Source organism: Marinomonas sp. SBI8L, assembly GCF_001624705.1.
Classification (GTDB): domain Bacteria; phylum Pseudomonadota; class Gammaproteobacteria; order Pseudomonadales; family Marinomonadaceae; genus Marinomonas.
The window spans coordinates 352,326-372,123 of sequence record NZ_JSEO01000004.1; the positions used below are offsets into that span (position 1 = coordinate 352,326).

Sequence of the window (19,798 nt, forward strand, 5' to 3'; positions counted from 1 at the left end):
TTATGAATTATATTTTTATCTTTTGACATATTAGACTGATTACATGATCGAATAAAAACAACTCCTTAGCGAGATACTTCATGTCACAATGCCCTTACCAAGCCTCACACGTTGATCTAAGTGATGAAGGCGTTCACTGGGATCAAGATATTAGTTACGGCCAATACCTTGATCTTGATGCCGTACTTAAATGCCAAAACCCGCGCTCAGACAAGCATGATGAAATGCTTTTTATCGTCATTCATCAGGTATCTGAACTCTGGATGAAGCTCTGCCTACATGAAGCTCATGGTGCAGCAAAAAGCATTTTAGCAGGCCAACTAAGCCCTGCTTTTAAAATGCTAACTCGAGTTGCCCGTATTCAAGAGCAATTAATCAAGGCGTGGGAAGTCCTTGTCACTATGACGCCAGCAGACTATGCCAGTTTTCGAGATGATCTTGGCCAAAGCTCAGGTTTTCAATCTTACCAATACCGCGAACTTGAATTCCTTCTAGGTAACAAGAATCAAGACATGATCAATGCTCATAAAAATAACCCTGAGCAGTTTGATTACCTTAATAGCGTACTTCGCCAACCTAGTCTTTACGATGTGTGCTTGAAACTACTGGCTAGCCGTGGATTTGATATTCCAAGTGAAATTGTAGAGCGCGATTGGTCTTTGCCTTATCAACACAATGATAAAGTAGAAGCTGCATGGGCAAGCATATATCAGGACACCCAGACACATTGGGACCTATACGAACTAGCGGAAAAATTAGTAGACCTTGAGTTCAACTTCCAGCGCTGGCGCTTCAATCATATGAAAACAGTTGAACGCATCATAGGCTATAAAAAAGGCACAGGTGGTACTGGTGGCGTAAGTTATTTGAGCAAAGCCTTAGACCTTAAGTTCTTCCCTGAGCTTTGGTCTGTCAGAACGGAGATCTAACATGTCTACTGCCAATCTAAATAAGCAAGACTCATCGGCTCTTATCGATATTAGTCAGACATTACGCGCAGGCATTCCTGTGTGGCCTGGTGATACTCAATATCAAAGTGAAACTATTTGGCACATAGATGAGCAATGCCCAGTCAATGTATCTTGGCTGCATTGCTCAACTCATACAGGTACCCATGCTGATGCTCCTTATCATTATGACCAAGATGGAAAAGTAATGGCTCAGGTAGCGTTAGATGCTTATATCGGAGAGTGTCAGGTTATTGACCTAACCCAACTTGATACCAAGGGCCAAGGTATCGAAGGAAAAAGCATCAGACTCGACGATTGCCAAGCCCTTATCAACACCCAAACGGATGCGATAAAACGGGTTTTATTTAAAACCTATCAAAACTTCCCTGTGAATGAATGGGACGAGAACTTCGTTAGCATTAGCCAAGAGGTGATCAGTTGGTTAGGCCAAGCTGGGTGCATTTTAGTTGGCATAGATAGCCCTTCCCTAGACCCACAAAATTCAAAAAACTTAGCGGCCCATAAAGCCATTAAAGAGCAAGGCATGGCCATTCTAGAAGGCCTAGTCTTCGATCAAGTAGCAGCAGGAAAATATGAGCTCATAGCCTTGCCCTTAAAACTTGCCGACTTAGACGCCTCTCCAGTTCGAGCTATTTTACGCCCTTTAGCGCCTTAACAGGATTACTCTCATGACGCCATCAACAACAGCTTCACCAGAATTGATAGTCAATCAAACTGACTTTCATGATTTAGACAAACAAGACCCTCTAGCCCACTTAAGGGAGGAGTTTGAGTTAGACCAAGACTTAATCTACCTAAATGGCAACTCTTTGGGCGTATTACCCAAAGCAGCCAAAGCACGTATGACTGAGGTAATAGAAAAAGAGTGGGGACAAGGGCTAATAAGAAGCTGGAACACCTATAATTGGATCAACCTTCCTCAGCGCATAGGGACAAAACTTGCAGGTATTATTGGTGCCCAAGATAAAGAAGTGATCGTGGCTGATTCAACCTCAGTGAACTTATTCAAGTTAGCCGCTGCAGCGGTTAAGTTACGTCCAAATCGCACTAAAATCGTCACAGAGCCAGGCAATTTCCCAACAGATTTATACATATTAAATGGTGTTAAAAACTTCATAGGGCAAGAGATTGAGATAGTTACCGTGCCAAGCCAAGAAGTGATGCAACATATAGATGAAGATACCGCATTAGTGTGTCTAACCCATGTGCACTATAAGTCAGGCATCATGCTAAATATGAAAGAGATTACTGCTGCGGCCCATGCTAAAGGCGCTCTAATGATGTGGGACTTAAGCCATAGTACAGGTGCCGTTCCCCTAGCATTAAACGAAGCTAATGCAGACCTTGCTGTCGGCTGCGGTTATAAGTACCTAAATGGTGGCCCTGGTGCCCCAGCATTTTTATATGTAGCAGAAAAACATTTACCAGTCCTAGAGCAGCCTTTATCAGGTTGGTTTGGCCACGCCAATGCCTTTGCCATGAGCGATGATTTTGAAGCAGCGCCAGGGATAGAAAAAACACTTTGTGGCACAACACCTGTATTAGGCGCGTCTGCTTTAGAAGTAGGTGTCGACATCATGACTAAAGTTGACCCTCAACAATTAAGAGATAAGTCTCTCGCCTTAACTGAGTATTTTATGCGCCTAATGGAACCGCTTTGTGAGACTTATGGTTTTGAGCTTGTGACACCAAAGGAGCAAAGTATAAGAGGCAGTCAGGTGTCATACACTCACCCAGAAGGCTACGCGATCATGCAAGCTTTGATTGCCCAAAACATCATTGGCGACTTTAGAGCACCTAATATTTTGCGCTTTGGTTTCGCTCCGCTTTATGTGCGCTTTATCGATCTGTGGCATACAGTAGAAGCATTAGAAAAAATCATGCAAAGCAGCAGCTGGGACCAAGCGCAATTTAGAGCGAAGAACAAGGTTACTTAATCTTAAGCCATAAGCTTAAGTGAAATAAAAGCGGCTACTTAGGTAAATACTAAAATCAGATAGCCAAAATGGATAACAAGTTAACAGCCTACGAGGCAATTTATAACGAGGATAACACTATGGTCACAGGTATTATTTTAATTAATGTAGAAAGATCTAAAACGAACGAAGTGGCGAAGTCTTTAGCTGAAGTTAAAGGTATTACCGAGGTTTTTTCTGTGGGTGGTCGCTTCGACCTTGTTGCTCTTTGTCGCGTTAGCAATAATGAGCAGCTCGCGGATCTCGTCAATGTAGCTATGGCAAATGACCTTCGCATCAGCAAAACTGAAACCCTTATCTCTTTCCAAACCTTCTCTAAACATGACCTAGATACCATGTTTTCAATTGGTAACTAACTAGTTTGCCAGCCTTTCTCTTCTTTGAAAATTGCAATAATCAAATGAGAGAAAGGCTTACTCAATTTAGCTAAATATACCAATTAAAGAGTCAGCCAGCTGCTGACAGGAAGACCCCTCTTTTTCATCCTTACGCGAGAAGGCATACCAGTCTATATAAAAGCCTTCTGGGCCTATAGATTTATACTTTAAATTTGAGTTTTCTAGATAAGGTTGCAAAGTCCATTTAGGTAAAATACTGATCCCCTTACCCGCCTTAATAAAGGCAATAATATTATCGGTTCTACCAACACGTACCACTTGTTTAGGAAAGGTATTATTTGGGCTAAATACTTGTTCGTACTCCCTGTGATATTCGGGCGTCGTCGTATCTGTGATATAGACTTGATCATTAAAGTCTTCCACTTCGATCAAGGCTTTATGGGCAAACTCATGGTCTGGCAAAAATACCACTACCAACTCATCTCGTAAAAGAAACTGGCTTTTAAAGCCCGCCTGCGCTTTAGCACCAGACATGATACAGACATCTAAACGCCCATTTCTAAGACAATATAAAGCATCTGGGTGAGGGTCACTGACCAGCTCAACTTCAGCTTGAGGGACTTTGTCATTAAAACTCTGATAAAGATCAGGCAACCAATGACTCCCTACCCTATGATCAACCCCTAATCTAAGTGTTTGCTCTATACCAGCTGAATACTTGGCAATATCAAATTCAGCCAACTCCACTTCATTTAAAATAATGTTAGCCGAATGCAACAAACGCTCACCGGCACTCGTTGGGGCCAGCTTTTTATTACGTCGAATAAATAGTGGTGCACTCAGAAGACGCTCAGCCTCTCGAATTCTATGGCTCAAAGCTGATTGGGTTATCCCCAAGATTGCAGCAGCATCAGAAACATTGCCTGTTTGTGTAATCATTTGCACCATCTGCAAATGTCTCATTCCTATTCGAGGCATTTAATAAGGCTCATCAAAGTCTAATAAGCCAACTATTTTAAGCCTTTAAAAGGCGAATGTAATAACTTTTAATCAAACAGTTCATCTCCTTAGTAGAAAAGAAAGATATTTGATACACATCAGAGAAAGTCAGAATCTATAAGAGAAAGTTAACGCAAACTCACCTGAGTTCAACTAAGACTCATTTTTTTCAATAGAATACGGCAGAACAAATGAGTCAATCCTTTGAAACCTGCATGTAAGGGCTAAAAATATGAAATCCACCTTACTTCTGTTAGCCTGTAAAAATGAATTGACTAGTTTATAAACAAACCTAAACACAGATGAATGCCTTCAAAAGGCCAATACAAAGGGTTTAAAACAACTAACTTCATAAAGGATCTAGTATGGCTGCTAAAGAAAACCTTGATATCGATGAGAAGAAATCAGCACCAAAGGGTGACTTTTTCGAAGTACACAAAAAGCTCTTTGTCGGCATATTAGTCTTTTTTGCCCTGTGTATATCCGTCATCATTTCAGTCACCTTAAGTCTTCTACTCACTCCTAAGCCCGCCTCAACGTTAGAGCTAGAAGCTCGTTTAGGCGAGCTTGTTGAAAGTGTGCAATCAATGGAAAACAGCATTGCAGAACAAAACCTAAAACTTGATCAAAACGTTGCTAGGTATGAAGTACTACAAACTCATTTAAGGCATACCAGTTCAACAACCCTTAAGAACATATTGATAGATCAAGAGAAAAACTTCCAAAGCTTTTTACATGTTCTCAGAGCAGGTATGCGAGACCTATCTGTAGAAGTGCCGAATGGGGCAGATTGGTACGATGACTACGGCGACCAAATGCAAAAAGCACTTAAGCGCAGTCAACAAAGACAAGAGCTTTTAAGTTTACTCAAAACAGGCGCAGTGCCAGAAGAAAGCACAGAGGCAATAGCAAGCCCTGAAGCAACACCTTAACCAAGTTTCTATTTTATGATCATTAAATCTTGCACTCATAAGGTTTAATGATCAAAAAGCTTACTTCATGAAATAAGACTTTCTAGCGTCCATTCGTTCCACCTCCGCTCACAATCCTAGCTTTTAGCCTTAACCTTCACTTGTGCCTAATCACGTGCTTGCTTACCCCCTTTTCCTTTTGTCTTAATTGGTCAAGAGAAACTACTAAATTAACACTATTTGTCTGCCCCCCTCCCCTGAAAAACACATAAAATTACACTAAGAGAAATAAAGAACGATAAAAACCCATCAGAAAGCGCCCTCAATTCATCAAAAATAATATTCTCCATGCTAATTTAGAAAACAATCAATAAAATAATATTAATTAAAATAAAAACAATAACTTATATAAATTAATCCACTTATAAAATTGACTAAAATGTTTAGTAAGAAGCAATTTCACCACTTAAAAAGTGCAACATTTTCAAAACCTCTACAAAAAATGCACTTTTTACGGCTACAATATATTTACAAAAACTAACTAGAGGATTACATATGGCCGCACTTGACTCATCTAGCCGACTTCTAGACATTGATATAGATGCAAAAGAAGAAAAGAAATCTACAAAAGCAAATCCAAACCTAGTACGTAATCTTATTTATGGACTCATTGGCTTTTTCTTAGTCTGTTTAATTGTGACTATTTCAGTAAGCTTAAGTCTGCTTTTAGCAAAGGACCCTGAGAATCTAGCCACTAAATCTAGTGTTGAATCTCTCTCCCTACATCTGGTTGCAATTGAAGAGCAGCTAGAAGTAAGTGCAGGCCATACTGAAAAATTCAAGCAGGACTTCGAGTTGCTTCAGGTTCACTTAAGGCACTCAAGCGCCAAAGCACTAAAGAATATCTTGATTGATCAAGAAAAGAATATTCAGAAAATGTTAACTATCTTGAATGCGAGTATGCGTGAGTTAGCTGTTGAGATTCCTGAAGGTGAAGATTGGTATCAAAATTATGGTGCCAAGCTAAGTCAGGTACAAAGACTCAGTATGCAAAGAGAAGAGCTACTAAGGCTTTTAAAAACAGGCGAAGTTGAGGCAACTAGCAACTAATATTTAGGCAAACAGAAAAAATTAGAGCCTGATTCTCTCGTTTTTTCTAAAAAAGAATTGAGAAAATGTACAACTCCACATTGAGTAACAAAACGTAAAAATCAAACTTATAAGAATTTCGAAGATTTTAACCTCAATACGCTTTTATTTTAACGATAAATAAGCATTTTTTTGAAAGCCACCTAATGTTAGTACCTCTTAAAATAAGGTTTTTTTCTTTATAAAGAATGCACAATTTCCTCTTAACATACGTTTCATTACATATGCATTAAGACGGAGTCTAAAATGAACAAACCAAATAAACTCGGCTTCTTGGAAGTAGAAGTACAAGAAGAAGGGTTTCCTGAAAACAGCTTGTCCCAATTTATCAACGCGAATAAGGTATTCTGCTTTAGCTTATTCTTATTCCTGTGCTTTTTGATCTCAACCTTGGTTTCAATTGCCATTTCACTTTTGGTGACACCAGCACCGGCGCCCTCTACGAAAGCGGTTATGCTGTTATCCAATAGTTTGAATGAAATCAAATCCGAGCAAACTCAATTAATACAAAACTATCAGGAGTTTAAACAGGAGCAACTTCTAGTTAAACAAGAGCTCAATAGCGACAATGTCACAGCGCTAAAACATATTCTTATGGATCAAGAGCAAAACTTTCAGTTGTTCCTACAGTCTTTAAAGCAAGGTATGCAGTCATTATCAGGAGACTTACCCAACGGAGATAAATGGTATCAGGACTATAGTGAGAAAATTAACTTGGCAGAAAAACATAGCTTTAGGCGCCATACATTACTAAGCATGATTCAAACTGATACTTACCAGCAGGATTAATTTAACAAACTCTTCTTTTGTTCTTAGCATATGTGATTAAGTAAAAAGGCATATTTAATTTTAGAGCCTTTAAGACAAAAAAACCGAGCAAATTAGCTCGGTTTTTTTAACCTATTAGCGAGATTAAATCTCTAAGGCTAAGCGAGTACCTTGATTAATCGCGCGTTTAGCATCCAGTTCAGATGCCACATCAGCCCCGCCGATTAAGTGGTAGGTTTTATCTAACCCTTCAACCAATTCACGACAAGGCTCTTGGCCTGCACAGATAATCACATTATCAACATCTAACAAGGTATCTTCCCCTTTAACAGACATGTGAAGGCCTTGGTCATCTATTTTGTGGTATTCACAACTAGACAACATGTTCACCCCTTTTTTCACCAGACCCGCTCTGTGAATCCAACCGGTTGTTTTACCCAGTTGAGCACCTACTTTGGTCTTTTTACGTTGTAATAAGAATATTTCACGTGGAGAAGCGTGCTCAACAGGCTTAACATTTTCAATGCCGCCACGGGCCTGCATAGTCATGTCGACACCCCACTGTTTCATAAACTCAGGGACATTTTGACTTGTTGATTCACCCGCATGGGATAGGACTTCACCGATATCAAAACCAATACCACCAGCGCCAATAATCGCAACCTTCTTACCCACATCAGCACCATGCATGACATCTAGATAATTTAGCACCTTAGCGTGTTCAATCCCTTCAATCTCAGGCAGCCTTGGTGTAATACCAGTCGCTAGTACCACTTCGTCAAACTCATCTGAGTTTAAATCAGCAGCACTTACTTTCGTATTTAACCTTAACTCAACACCTGTTAGCTCAACCTGTTTCTTGAAGTACCTTAAGGTCTCATAAAACTCTTCTTTACCAGGAATACGCTTAGCCACATTAAACTGTCCACCAATCTGATCGGTAGCATCAATCAATACCACCTTATGGCCACGTTTTGCAGCAGTGGTAGCAAACCCTAATCCCGCAGGGCCAGCACCTACAACCGCAATTGTTTTCGCTTTATCTGTTGGCGTCAGAATCATTTCTGTCTCATGACAAGCTCTAGGGTTAACTAGGCAAGATGTCAGCTTATTCTGAAAAATATGATCAAGGCAGGCTTGGTTACAACCAATACAGGTATTAATTTCATCAGCACGATTCTCATCAGCTTTTACCACAAACTCAGGGTCTGCTAAGAATGGACGCGCCATAGACACCATGTCAGCATCACCACGAGATAAAACCTCTTCTGCCACATCAGGCATATTAATACGGTTAGAGGTAATTAGTGGTACAGACAGCTCTTTACGTACTTTTGCCGTTACCCAAGTAAAAGCGGCTCTTGGCACTTTAGTCGCGATAGTTGGTACACGCGCTTCATGCCAACCAATGCCAGTATTAATAATAGTTACACCGGCTTTTTCAATCTCTTTACCTAGTTGAACGATTTCTTCGAAGGAGCTACCACCTTCAACCAAATCCAACATAGAAAGACGGTAAATAATAATAAAGTTCTCGCCTACTTTTTCACGCACACGACGTACAACTTCAATAGGGAAACGAATACGTTGTTCATATTCACCACCCCATTCATCATCACGGCTATTGGTGCGTGCCGCAATAAACTGGTTAATCAAATAACCTTCAGAACCCATGATTTCAACACCATCATAGCCAGCTTCTTTCGCTAAAGCAGAACAACGAACAAAGTCTTCAATCTGCTCATCAATGCCTTCTTCGCTTAACTCTTTTGGTGGAAATGGATTAATTGGCGCTTGAATAGGAGATGGCGCAACCGATTTAGGGTTGTAAGCATAACGACCTGTATGCAAGATTTGCATACAAATTTTACCGCCTTCAGCATGTACAGCTTCTGTGATCATTTGATGATTCGCCACATCTTTATCTGTCGCCATCAATGCTGCACCCATGTGTACCGCCCCTTCCTGATTAGGGCCAATACCCCCTGTCACAATCAAGGCAACGCCACCTTTGGCACGTTCAGCGTAAAACGCAGCCATACGTTCAAAACCACCTTTCTTTTCTTCCAATCCAAGGTGCATAGATCCCATAAGTACACGGTTTTTCAGCTGAGTAAAACCAAGGTCTAGGGGTTCAAATAAATGCGGATATTGAGCATGTTTTTCTGCGTTAACATTCATAATGACTGGTCTCTTTTATTCAAAAAATCTTTTTATTAGAGAGTAATGTGGTTTGCCCACCACATCTGGACACTGTCAAGATAAAGTTAAATTTTGACAGTGTCAAGATTGGTTGTTAAATTGCCCCTACCAACATTGGAATAACTCATATGACCAAAAAGCCTTATCACCATGGGGACCTAGGTGAAACCCTGCTATTAGCAGCTACAGAAATATTGAGAGAAACTGGCGTCGAAGGTCTGTCGATGAGAAAACTGGCAGATAAAGTCGGCGTATCACGCACCGCACCTTATCACCACTTTAAAGACAAGAATGCCCTTTTGTGTGCGATAGCAGAAGCTGGCTTTAAACAACAATGGCAATCAGTTGAAGCCATTATAGAAAGCCATAACAAAGAGGCAAAACAGGACAGCTTTGAGAAGTATGTACTAACTTACATCGAATTTGCTGACCAGCACCCAGAAACCTACGATCTTATGTTTGGTAGAGATATATGGAAGTCTGGTACGCCAACAGAGCCCTTACTTGAAATATCCAAAGCCAGTTTTCGACAATGGTTAAATTGGGTAGAAGAGCTACAAGCACAAGGTATTTTAACGGATGTAAGTAGCGCTTTAAGAGTCGGCCAAACCACTTGGGCAACGCTTCACGGCTTATGCAGATTATTAATAGATGGCATCTATATCAACCGTGATGATCTAGACGACATGGCAAAGCAAACCATCAAAATCATCCTCAATAAGCAAAACTAAGTTGCCACGACTTTTTTAAGGTAAAAAAAAGCCGCGATTAATCGCGGCTAACTGGGAGATAAAAGGGGTAAAAGGAGATAGCTTACGCACTGGCTAAATTGTTCTTTCGTTCTGCTCTACCCATCAGCACAATCGGAATAATGATAAATAGTGCGCCTAGGCCTAACCATAAATCGGGTGTTTCATTAAAAACTAACCAACCCACTAATACAGCAAAAAGAAGCCCTGTATATTCAGCACTGGCAACCTTACTTGCCGCCACATAACGATAAGCCAACATAACAGCGACACTGTAACCAATCGAACAAACCGCAGAGCCTATGGCATAACCCACCATGTCCATATTCCAAGCGGCGCCTTCCCAAATACAAAGAGCAAAACTGAAAGGCAAAGCAAATAGCTGAGTTAATAACAAACCATGTAACAAGGTTTGACCCTGAGGCAGTTTTCTAATCAATAAACTATTAATCGCCAATACAAAAGAGAAGGCCAAGGCACTTAGGATGCCCCAATCAAACTCACTCGGTCTTAAAATAATTAAGATACCAGCAAAGCCACCTGCTACTGCGAGTACTATCATGCTAGTTAAACGCTCTTTCATAATCAGAGTCGATAACACCACTATCATGATTGGCGCGGTGTAAAAAATCGCGTTCGCAGTTGCCAAAGGCAAGACTTGTAAAGAGATAATAAGAAGCAAAGATGACAGAATCCAAAGATTGCCTCTTAATAAATGCAACTTAGCTCCTCTTAATGGTGCTTTCCAATCAACAAATCGGAAGAAAGGAATCAGGATTAAAAAGGTAAAAACCGCACGAATAAAGATAAACTGGAACACAGGAATATCCTGTCCAGCCGCCTTAATAAACGCATCACAGAAGGTCGCGACAAGGTTGCCCATGATTAATAGCAATACTGCGCTCGTTACTGTTTTTCCTGTCATTTCTACCTCTAAAACAAACTACAAAAAATTAATACTCAGTAAATAATGAAAAGTGAACCTTTACCGATTTCGTGCAGTTTAGTGAGCACTAAGTATTATGTACAATGACATTTATTAAGTTAGTATTAGTTTTTTAGATAATAAATTTTATTGAGCCAAAATGTCCTTACCTCCCCTAAAATCACTGCCTGTATTTGAAGCCGTTGCTCGCCTAAATAGCTTTTCCAAAGCCGCAGAAGAGCTAAATGTCAGTCAAAGCGCAATAAGCCACCAAATTAGGCTTTTAGAGGACTATTTAGGGGAAGCACTTTTTATCAGGCAAGGTCGACAACTTAGCTTAAGCAGTGAAGGTAAACATTATTTAGATAATGTCAGCGCTTCCCTTTCTCAAATAGAAAGAGCCAGCAACCATCTAAAGGGTTTACAGAATAGCCATTTGCGTATTGCGGTTTATAGCTCTTTCGCTGTTTATTGGCTGATTCCTAGATTAAGCGACTTACAAAGGCGTTACCCACATACTGAAGTGTCAATTGAAATGCTTAACTCCAATCCAGACTTATCAGACAGGGTTGGGGATTGCTTTATTACGGTAGAAAACAATAAACGAGGTTTTACCTTTGAGCATCTCTATAGTGAGCGCTTATTCCCTGTGTGTAGTCCTAAGTTTTATTCACAGATAGAAGCAGAGCTTATTCAGGTCACAGATGATGACCTTGAGACTCATCTAAAAAAGCACCCAGAGTGGATCACCCAATTCCCGCTTGTCACGACGCATAGTATCTTTAACAAATACGCAGAAGATTGGCGCCTCTGGTTTGCCGCTATCAATAAGAAGCTACCGGGAGAAGTGAAGTTTCATAACTTTAGCCATCTATTATTAGGAAAAGAAGCCGCCCTTCACCATTATGGCATTGCGCTCATTAACGACTATATGATTAACGAAGATGACAGCATTCCTTCTTTAGTTCGCTTGCCCTGTCATCATGTTAATTCTAATTGTGATTTTTACTTTTCTTATAAAAATAGCCGCCGTCATGAACCTGAAATCCGCGCTATTCGCAGCTGGATCAAAACTCAAAGTCAACAGCTAGGTAAGCCATAAGAAGGGGTGAAGCGAAGTAGAACTTCTCCCTATGCTAGCCCAAACCAGATTTGAGCCAGCCACATGGTTAACGGCAAGGTAACCACGCTTAATCCTGTTTGCACATTAATAAATACAGACATAATAGGTGCGTTACCGCCAAGCTGTTTCGCTAAGGCATAACCAGAAGTGGCAGTAGGCACGGCGCCAAACAAAATAGCGACACAAGCAGCCAATGGATCAAGCTCTAGATAAGTACAAGCTAGGGCAATACAGAAAGGGAAGACTAATAATCGAGCTAAAGATGACCAAATTAATAAGCTGCCAGCATCTTTAAAAGCCTGCATCCTTAAGCTGGCCCCTACGGCGAGTAACACCAGAGGCAAGGTGGCTCTTGCTAAGATTCCTGTAATATCCGTTAGCAAAAACACCTTTTCAATACCCAGAAGGTTAACACTAATACCTGCCATGATTGCCAAAATTAATGGGTTCTTAAAAAGCTCTTTCACTAATAAACTAGGCAAAGATTTAGCAGGTTTCGAGGCATCTTGTTGGCCATGTAAGCTCACCATGCTAATAACTAAAAAGACATTAATCGTCGGAATCAAAATCGCCGCCCCTAAGGTCGCCAGTATCAGCCCTTCTTCTCCATAAAGCGCACTCGCCACTGCAAGTGAAATAAAGGTATTAAACCTTACGCCGGCTTGTAGCACTGAGGTACCTGTTGGTTTATCCACTTTAGAAAAGTAGCAGACAGCCAACACAAAAAGAGACACGCTAACTAAAGCAAAGGCAAGAACACTGGCATAACTAGGTAACACTGGGCTAGATAGATCTACTCTAGAGGTTTGATAAAACAACATGGCTGGGAACATTACCCAGTAGACAAGTTTATCTACACCAGGCCAAAAACCTTCAACCGGAAAACGTTTTCGCTGTAACAGAGCACCAAATAGTAAAAGCATGAAAATAGGCAAAACGGTCAGGGAAAGCGTTAACACTTAAATCTCCTTTTAAAAGTTAAATCGTACTAATCGCTAACGAGAAGAATAGGATCAAAATACCGGATATCTGTTATAAATGTAGTTAATTTGCATCAACTGGTCGTCATAGTGTTTAATTCTGAACTTTTCCAAAACACTATATTTAACGAAAACAGGCAAGTCATGAATCTCATTTTTCGCATGTTAAGGGTACTCATTGGCAGCTATTTTAAACCAAAGCTGACACCTGATAACCTATCTAGCCATTTATCTATGCGAGTATTGCCTAATGATTTAGATCTGAATATGCACATGAACAATGGCCGTTATCTTACCATCTGTGATCTATCAAGAGTCGATATTTTTATTCGCAGTGGCTTAGCAAAGGCCATGCTAAAACAGAAATGGCAACCTGTCATAGCCGAACATACTATGACCTATAAAAAGCCTCTTAATTTATTTCAACGATACTATGTGAAAGCAGAAGTCACTCACTGGGACGAGAAATATTTCTACCTTGTACATACCTTCGAACGCAAAGGACGCATCATAGCTCAAGGTACATCGAAGGGCTGCGTGGTTAGTAAAGCAGGCGTGATCTCACCAGAATTGGCTATAGCGAACGTATCTTCACGTCTTAAAGTGAAATCCTAATAATTTCTGACAGACATAAAAAAGCTGGCACTAAAAAATCCAGTGCCAGCGGGGGAAGGGTTAATTGTCTAAGGAGCCTGTGATAAGCGAGAAAAGTAGCATTAGGTCTAAGGCTTGGCTTTATCGAAGAAAACCTCTGCCACCATGCAGCGTGCACTGCCTCCGCCAACGGCTTCGATAGTATCAATATCATTCACCAATAATTGGCCATATTGCTCTAACTGCTGCTTTTGCGCTTGGGTAAATCCATTAAAAGCACTTTTCGACATGATAATAAAAGCAACTTGATCTGCATTTTTCACATGTAAAATGTTGCCACAAAAATGCTTTTCCATTTGCTCTTTGCTAATTTCAATGACCTCATTAGCAAGTGATAGGCTTGCTTTAACCTCTGCGTACTCTTTTTCGTCCACAAAGCAGTCCGCGCAAATCACAGCGAATCCTTCACCGACACTCATCATCACATTCGTGTGATAAATAGATTTGCCATTATCACTAGCAGTATCAAATAAATAGCTTGCTTGATAACCTTTTTGCTCAGCAAAACGCTTAAATTGCGCTTCATGGCAACGCTCAGATTGGCTTGCGTATAAGACACTATTTTTATGATCTATCACCAAGGCACCAGTGCCTTCTAGTATCTCAAGCTTTTCATCCATGTCAGCCAATTGCTCAACAGGCCCAACTTGGTAGCCTTCTCTCTTTAACAAATCAATTAAGTCATCGATACGTCTTTCTTGGCGGCGATTTTCAGCAAACATAGGGTAAATAGTTAAGGTGCCATCTTGACTGGTGGAGAACCAATTATTTGGAAACACAGCATCAGGTGTAACATAATCAGTGTCGGCTTTTTCTAGTACCAACACATCAATACCGGCCGCTTTTATACGCTTAACCATGCGCTCAAACTCAACAAGAGCTTGCTCAGTCACCTTGGCACTATCATCAAGCTTTTGTTGGAATTCATTATCCAAAGCCGTTTCTTCATTAAAACCAAAATCAACTGGTCTTACCATAACCACAGCTTGCGCCAATTGAACGGCTTTACCTGTATTTTGATTAAGCTTTATCTCTTTCATTAAACTCATGCAGCTTGCCTCGCACTTAATGCCACAATTCGTACACTGTCACCCGCTGCCACTTTTAAAGCATCGGCACTTGCTTGATCTAATCTAATCACACCTGCGCTTTGGGCTTTTGAGATAGATGTATTTATCAAGGTGCAGCGATAATCTTTAATACCTAAGTTAGAAATCAAGCAAGGATAAGCCTCTTCTTCTGGGCTAGCGTCGCCTATCTCAACCGCGACGGTCCTGCTATTTGAAATCGCTCGAATATGACGGATATTGGCCTCAATTGTGGGACCACCATCAAAAATATCCACATAACCTAGATTCTCAAACCCTTCCCCTTCAAGCATACGAAGCGCTGGTAAGGTATTGTCATGCACCTTGCCAATCACCGCTCTCGCTTTGTCATTAAGTAGGTTGATATAGATAGGTAGCTTAGGCATAAGCTCAGCAATAAAGGCTTTATTACCTAACCCTGAAAGGTAGTCAGCTTTAGCAAAAGGCATGGCAAAAAAGTGAGTACCTAGACCATCCCAGAAAGGAGAATTGCCTTCTGCATCGCTCACACCACGCATCTCAGCGATAACACGCTCGTTGAAGCGTGCTGGAGCATTCGCCATGAACATGAAACGGCACTTAGACAATAGACTGCCATTTTTACTGTGACGAAAATCCTTATCCAAGAACAAAGTACATAATTCAGAGCAGCCAGTGTGATCATTACTTAGAGTCAAAGTATTACTCTTCTCATACACTCCTAATGTCGGTGAAGCATGAACAAGGGTACCTAGGTGATAGTTATACCAAGGTGTTTGTAGCCCCAACGCGGACTCAATGCCACACACACCAGCAATGTCACCTGTGCTTGTTTCTTCTAAGACAAATAAATAACTTTGATTCTCTTCACTTTCAGGAGAAGAAGAAAAAGCCGCTTCTGCATCAGCAATCCGGGCTTTTAACAAATCTAAGTTTGCAGGTAGAGAAGTAAAACCAACACCGGCATTTTCTGCCATACGTTTAAGTGCATTTAAATCTTTCTCTACAATAGGGCGTATGATCATCATTCGATTGAGCTCACAAAAAATAGGTTTGATGTATTAATTAAGGCTCATCATAAGAGGCAATTCAAATAACACAAAACTCAATTTGTTATCCTATCGATAACTAATTAGAATAAATTGATGTTAAGTTTACTTTCTGGAATATCGAATGAATACACTTGCTCTAGCGGCCTTTACCACAGCAGCAGAAGAGAACTCTTTTTCCTTAGCTGCCGAGAAGTTACACCTTACTCAACCCGGCATCAGTAAACGTATTGTCTCTCTCGAAGACCTACTTGGTTGTCGTCTATTTGATCGTATTGGTCGTCGAATTCAGCTCACAGAAGCGGGTAAAACCTTTTTACCCCATGCTTATAAAATGCTACAAGATGCGCAAAGTGGGCTTAACGCCGTGCGTAATTTATCCCATACCATTGACGGCTTTTTATCTATCGCCACCACCCAACACATAGGCTTGCACCATCTTGCTCAGCCAGTTAAACGTTACATTATTGAATATGAAGAAGTGGCCTTTAACTTGGATTTTTTAACCTCCAAGCAAGCCTATGCAGATGTATTACAGGGCAAGCTAGAACTCGCGGTTATCACAGAGCCAACCCTAATGGATGAGCAATTACGTTTTATTCCTTTATGGACAGAAAAGCTTAAATTTGTGTGTGCTAAAGATCACCACCTAGCAAGCCTTAATAGCATAAGCCTCAAGGACTTAAGCAGTGTCCAGGGCATATTGCCTGATGCATCTAGCTTTACCCGACGTGTTATCGACGATATTTTTGAGCAAGCAAATCTAAGCATTATTCCAAGGGCGGCTTCCAACTATCTTGAAGCGATAAAGATGCTGGTTACCGCAGGCCTTGGCTGGAGTGTGTTACCAGACGCTTTAATCGATGATAATCTGAAAATCTTAGACTTAGATAATAGCCCTTTAAAACGCCAAATTGGCTGTTTAATCCACCAAGATAGGACAGAATCTAATGCCGCTAGCGCTTTTATCAAGTTATTGCAAAGCTATGATTAAGGAACCTGCGATTAAGTCACCTCTTCTCAGTCTTATCAGAAAAAGTATCACACAAGGCGTTACTTTGACGTAATGTAGGCACCTTTCGAGAAGTAACAACACAGGGTGTGACTTTTTCTGAAAGACCCGAAGGGCGTGGTCTAAAAGCCCTATCTCTATGTTAAGGAGCTTATCAATAGAATAACTATTAAGTTACGCTCCTCGCCATAAATCTAGCGGCTTTTATTCACACGCTGAGGCGGGAGGATTTATTCGCAGGTTCCTTAACATTATAATTTAGCGCTATTTAAAAGACTTCACTAACTGACACAAGCGTAATAACTGTTGATAAGCACTGCTTTTATCCTCATCACTGGTGTCAGCAATCAAAATAGGCCAACCACAATTGATACGAATACAATCACCGTAGGCATCATGAGTGCTAAAACAAGCACCACTTCGAATATCAACACCCTCTTCATTGGCTGCTAATTCCAACGCTTTGGCATCTATGTCTGGCAATTGAAGCCAGAGAACAAGTCCGCCATCAGGCACACTTATCTTAGTATTCAAAGGTAAGTTTTCAATCAAGAAGTTACGATAACCATAAACCTGTTGGTTTAGCTGTGTACGAATACGATTAACATGGCTGCCATACTCTCCTGAATGAATAAATTCAGCCAAACTGAGTTGCATCAAGCCGTTTATGCCAAAACGAGTTTGAGAGTGTTGTTTTATATAAGCATCCAAATAACGTCCAGGTAAGCACCAACCTAACCTAAGCCCAGCGGCTAAGGTTTTAGAGAAAGAACCACACCAGATAACATAACCTTCCTTATCCCAATATTTGGTCGGTAAAGGCGGTTTACCCTGATGGGATAACTCAATATAAACATCATCTTCTATCATGGGGGTTTGATAGTCTTGGGCGAGTTTTGCTAACGCCTGCTTTTGCTCATTCGATAAAGTACGACCGCTTGGGTTCATATGAGAGGTACTAAATAAGCTAGCTTTAATATTGCCTTGTTTTAAACAGGCTTCATAAAAGTCTAAATCCAAACCTTCTTCCGTACAGGGTATCTCAATAATTTTACGAGAAAGCGCAACAAGCAAGTCTAGTAGCCCACTAAAACAAGGTGAGCTAATCGCTAAGGTGTCCCCTTCTTTTGTTAGGGTTTCAATCGCAATACGAACTGAATCTATGCAACCATTGGTGATCACTAAATCTTTAGCTGAAAAGGCAAAATGATCCACTCGAAAATGTTCGCTAAGGGCTTGCCTCAAACCCACTTCACCTTGGGGGTTAGGATAAGAAAATAAGCTTTGCTGGCTGCGTGAGGCCACTCGCTTAATACACCTTTGTAGCGCTTTTGTAGGCTGTAATTCTGGCGCAATCATAGAGGTGCCTAAAGGATTAAAAAACTCAGCGCCAGCGTTATAACCTAAAACTGGTGAGTAGTTCTTAGGATCACGCCCTTGATTTTGAAGCGAGGTTAAACATGGAAAACTTTCTTCTTCTAGATTATTAGCAACAAAATATCCGGCCTGTGGTCTTGGGTAAATCCAACCATGTTGCTGTAAATACTCATAGGTTTTAGTCGCTGTTGTTAAGCTCACCTTATGCTGCTTGGCCAACACTCTCAAAGCAGGCAGGCGACTACCAAAGGGCAAACGCTGACTCTTGATCGCATCGATATATTCATTTGCCAAGGTTTCATACAAGGTCATACCAGTATCTCCAAACTGCATCACACAAAGTTTTTTAAGCTTTCATACTCAAGCACTCATAAATTGTACTCTATTTTTTATTAAAAATTGAGTCTGCACTCTTTTTTACTTTAAGGACATACTTATGCCAATGCTTTCACTATAGGATTAAGAGACAGACCATGAAAAAACACGACCTTTGTTTACTCACCGCTCTCATGGCACTTTGGGGATTCAACTTTAGTGTGATCAAACTTGGGGTTAATAATATAGACCCGCTAGTACTCACCGCTATGCGTTTCACCTTTGCGGTTTTTCCACTCATCTTTTTTATCAAGAAGCCCGATGTAAAGTGGCGCTATCTCATCAGCTATGGCTTGACCTTTGGCATAGGTGTTTGGGGGCTAACAACCTTAGCGATTGATGCGGGAACCTCATCAGGCATGGCATCCTTATTATTGGATATGAGTGTTGTTTCAGGCTTACTGATTGGCTACTTTTTCTTAAATGAAAAATTAACCTTTAACAAACTATTTGGCGCAATACTTGCCTTAATTGGCCTCTTTATCATAATGCAGGAACAAGGTGGTAGCGTGACAGTGAAAGGCCTAATACTGGTATTAGCTGCATCCCTATTTTGGAGTATTAATGGCCTAATCGTAAAACGGGCCAATACAAGATCCATCTTTGCTTTTAATATCTGGGCCATGCTTTTTGCCCCCTTACCCTTATTGCTTTTAGCCGCTGTAAGCCACGGACCTGAAGTAATTACTAACTTACATTTAGACATCAATAGCTCAGTTATCTTTTCCGCCTTGTTTCAGGCCTACCCAACTACACTACTTGGCTACTGGTTTTGGAATAAAATGATAGTCAAATACGAGCTTTCCAGTGTCGCCCCCATGACCTTACTAGTCCCTGTGTTTGCGATTTTAGGTGGTTATTGGTTTTATCAGGAAGCCATTGTTCTATCTCAAATACTAGCGGCTATTTTCATTTTACTCGGTCTCTTTATCAGCCAATTAGCCGTCAGTTTAAGCCCTGCCTTATTCCAAAAAGTGGCAAAAAAAGCCACTTTAGAAAAGATAGGAAATAAGTAACTAAATACAAAAAGTGAGTCGCTTTACATAAAGTTAGCCTATCCTAATGCAGAGCGACCTCCACCTAACTGATCACGACATGTACAGCCTCAAGGCGATGACCCTAGATCAAACTAGCACCATACTGATTGCCCGCAGATAGTTTTTACTGCTGTGT

General features: G+C 40.7%; 19 protein-coding genes. 12 read left to right on the plus strand and 7 right to left on the minus strand.

The genetic code is table 11. The features are described from left to right. Nucleotides 1-80: 80 nt before the first annotated feature. From kynA to OA91_RS07905, 4 genes are all read left to right on the plus strand, one after another. Nucleotides 81-929: a tryptophan 2,3-dioxygenase gene (gene kynA / locus OA91_RS07890; protein WP_063337497.1), complete on the plus strand. Its 849-nt coding sequence runs from the start codon at nucleotides 81-83 to the stop codon at nucleotides 927-929. Between the two features lies 1 nt (nucleotide 930). Continuing rightward, nucleotides 931-1,626 carry an arylformamidase gene (gene kynB / locus OA91_RS07895; protein ID WP_063337498.1) on the plus strand — a complete coding sequence of 232 codons (696 nt, stop codon included), beginning with the start codon at nucleotides 931-933 and terminating at the stop codon, nucleotides 1,624-1,626. Between the two features lie 13 nt (nucleotides 1,627-1,639). Next, nucleotides 1,640-2,908 (plus strand): kynureninase, encoded by a 1,269-nt coding sequence (kynU, locus tag OA91_RS07900; RefSeq protein WP_063337499.1) that lies wholly within the window; start codon nucleotides 1,640-1,642, stop codon nucleotides 2,906-2,908. 68 nt (nucleotides 2,909-2,976) lie between these two features. Further along, nucleotides 2,977-3,303, plus strand: coding sequence for an Lrp/AsnC ligand binding domain-containing protein (locus OA91_RS07905; RefSeq protein WP_231870337.1), 327 nt, complete (start codon nucleotides 2,977-2,979; stop codon nucleotides 3,301-3,303). Between the two features lie 66 nt (nucleotides 3,304-3,369). On the opposite strand, the gene OA91_RS07910 is transcribed toward OA91_RS07905, so the two are convergent. Beyond that, nucleotides 3,370-4,239: a LysR family transcriptional regulator gene (locus tag OA91_RS07910; RefSeq protein ID WP_197477769.1), complete on the minus strand. Its 870-nt coding sequence runs from the start codon at nucleotides 4,237-4,239 to the stop codon at nucleotides 3,370-3,372. Nucleotides 4,240-4,649: 410 nt separating this feature from the next. Between OA91_RS07910 and OA91_RS07915 the strand changes: the two genes are divergently transcribed. From OA91_RS07915 to OA91_RS07925, 3 genes are all read left to right on the plus strand, one after another. Continuing rightward, the gene (locus OA91_RS07915) at nucleotides 4,650-5,216 is read left to right on the plus strand and encodes a hypothetical protein (protein ID WP_052702146.1); all 567 of its coding nucleotides are present in this window, start codon (nucleotides 4,650-4,652) and stop codon (nucleotides 5,214-5,216) included. Between the two features lie 534 nt (nucleotides 5,217-5,750). Beyond that, a complete protein-coding gene (locus OA91_RS07920) occupies nucleotides 5,751-6,305 on the plus strand; it encodes a hypothetical protein (RefSeq protein ID WP_063337502.1) in 555 nt (184 codons plus the stop codon). 285 nt (nucleotides 6,306-6,590) lie between these two features. Then, nucleotides 6,591-7,133, plus strand: a complete 543-nt coding sequence (locus tag OA91_RS07925; RefSeq protein ID WP_063337503.1) for a hypothetical protein — start codon at nucleotides 6,591-6,593, stop codon at nucleotides 7,131-7,133. Nucleotides 7,134-7,256: 123 nt separating this feature from the next. On the opposite strand, the gene OA91_RS07930 is transcribed toward OA91_RS07925, so the two are convergent. Then, nucleotides 7,257-9,293: an oxidoreductase gene (locus tag OA91_RS07930; protein WP_063337504.1), complete on the minus strand. Its 2,037-nt coding sequence runs from the start codon at nucleotides 9,291-9,293 to the stop codon at nucleotides 7,257-7,259. A 149-nt stretch (nucleotides 9,294-9,442) separates the two neighbouring features. On the opposite strand from OA91_RS07930, the gene OA91_RS07935 reads away from it, so the two are divergent. Next, nucleotides 9,443-10,045 (plus strand): TetR/AcrR family transcriptional regulator, encoded by a 603-nt coding sequence (locus OA91_RS07935; RefSeq protein ID WP_046017524.1) that lies wholly within the window; start codon nucleotides 9,443-9,445, stop codon nucleotides 10,043-10,045. Nucleotides 10,046-10,127: 82 nt separating this feature from the next. Here the strand turns inward: OA91_RS07935 and OA91_RS07940 are convergent, their stop codons facing one another. Then, complete coding sequence (locus OA91_RS07940) at nucleotides 10,128-10,988, minus strand: DMT family transporter (RefSeq protein WP_063337505.1); 861 nt, start codon at nucleotides 10,986-10,988, stop codon at nucleotides 10,128-10,130. A 160-nt stretch (nucleotides 10,989-11,148) separates the two neighbouring features. Between OA91_RS07940 and OA91_RS07945 the strand changes: the two genes are divergently transcribed. After that, the gene (locus tag OA91_RS07945) at nucleotides 11,149-12,090 is read left to right on the plus strand and encodes a LysR family transcriptional regulator (protein WP_063337506.1); all 942 of its coding nucleotides are present in this window, start codon (nucleotides 11,149-11,151) and stop codon (nucleotides 12,088-12,090) included. Nucleotides 12,091-12,119: 29 nt separating this feature from the next. Here OA91_RS07945 and OA91_RS07950 read toward each other — a convergent pair whose 3' ends face one another. Beyond that, nucleotides 12,120-13,070, minus strand: coding sequence for an AEC family transporter (locus tag OA91_RS07950; RefSeq protein WP_231870338.1), 951 nt, complete (start codon nucleotides 13,068-13,070; stop codon nucleotides 12,120-12,122). A gap of 165 nt (nucleotides 13,071-13,235) precedes the next feature. Between OA91_RS07950 and OA91_RS07955 the strand changes: the two genes are divergently transcribed. Then, on the plus strand, nucleotides 13,236-13,706 hold the full coding sequence (locus tag OA91_RS07955; protein WP_082827826.1) for an acyl-CoA thioesterase: 471 nt from the start codon (nucleotides 13,236-13,238) through the stop codon (nucleotides 13,704-13,706). A gap of 107 nt (nucleotides 13,707-13,813) precedes the next feature. Here the strand turns inward: OA91_RS07955 and ctlX are convergent, their stop codons facing one another. Further along, nucleotides 13,814-14,794 carry a citrulline utilization hydrolase CtlX gene (gene ctlX / locus OA91_RS07960; protein ID WP_063337507.1) on the minus strand — a complete coding sequence of 327 codons (981 nt, stop codon included), beginning with the start codon at nucleotides 14,792-14,794 and terminating at the stop codon, nucleotides 13,814-13,816. Further along, nucleotides 14,791-15,840, minus strand: a complete 1,050-nt coding sequence (gene astA / locus OA91_RS07965; RefSeq protein ID WP_063337508.1) for an arginine N-succinyltransferase — start codon at nucleotides 15,838-15,840, stop codon at nucleotides 14,791-14,793. Before astA ends, ctlX begins: the two co-directional genes overlap by 4 nt. 145 nt (nucleotides 15,841-15,985) lie before the next feature. On the opposite strand from astA, the gene OA91_RS07970 reads away from it, so the two are divergent. Next, nucleotides 15,986-16,855: a LysR family transcriptional regulator gene (locus OA91_RS07970; protein ID WP_063337509.1), complete on the plus strand. Its 870-nt coding sequence runs from the start codon at nucleotides 15,986-15,988 to the stop codon at nucleotides 16,853-16,855. A 282-nt stretch (nucleotides 16,856-17,137) separates the two neighbouring features. Here the strand turns inward: OA91_RS07970 and OA91_RS07975 are convergent, their stop codons facing one another. Beyond that, entirely contained in the window at nucleotides 17,138-18,562 is a 1,425-nt protein-coding gene (locus OA91_RS07975; RefSeq protein ID WP_063337510.1) for an aminotransferase-like domain-containing protein, read from the minus strand. A 161-nt stretch (nucleotides 18,563-18,723) separates the two neighbouring features. Between OA91_RS07975 and OA91_RS07980 the strand changes: the two genes are divergently transcribed. Beyond that, entirely contained in the window at nucleotides 18,724-19,641 is a 918-nt protein-coding gene (locus tag OA91_RS07980) for an EamA family transporter (protein WP_063337511.1), read from the plus strand. Nucleotides 19,642-19,798 lie beyond the last annotated feature (157 nt).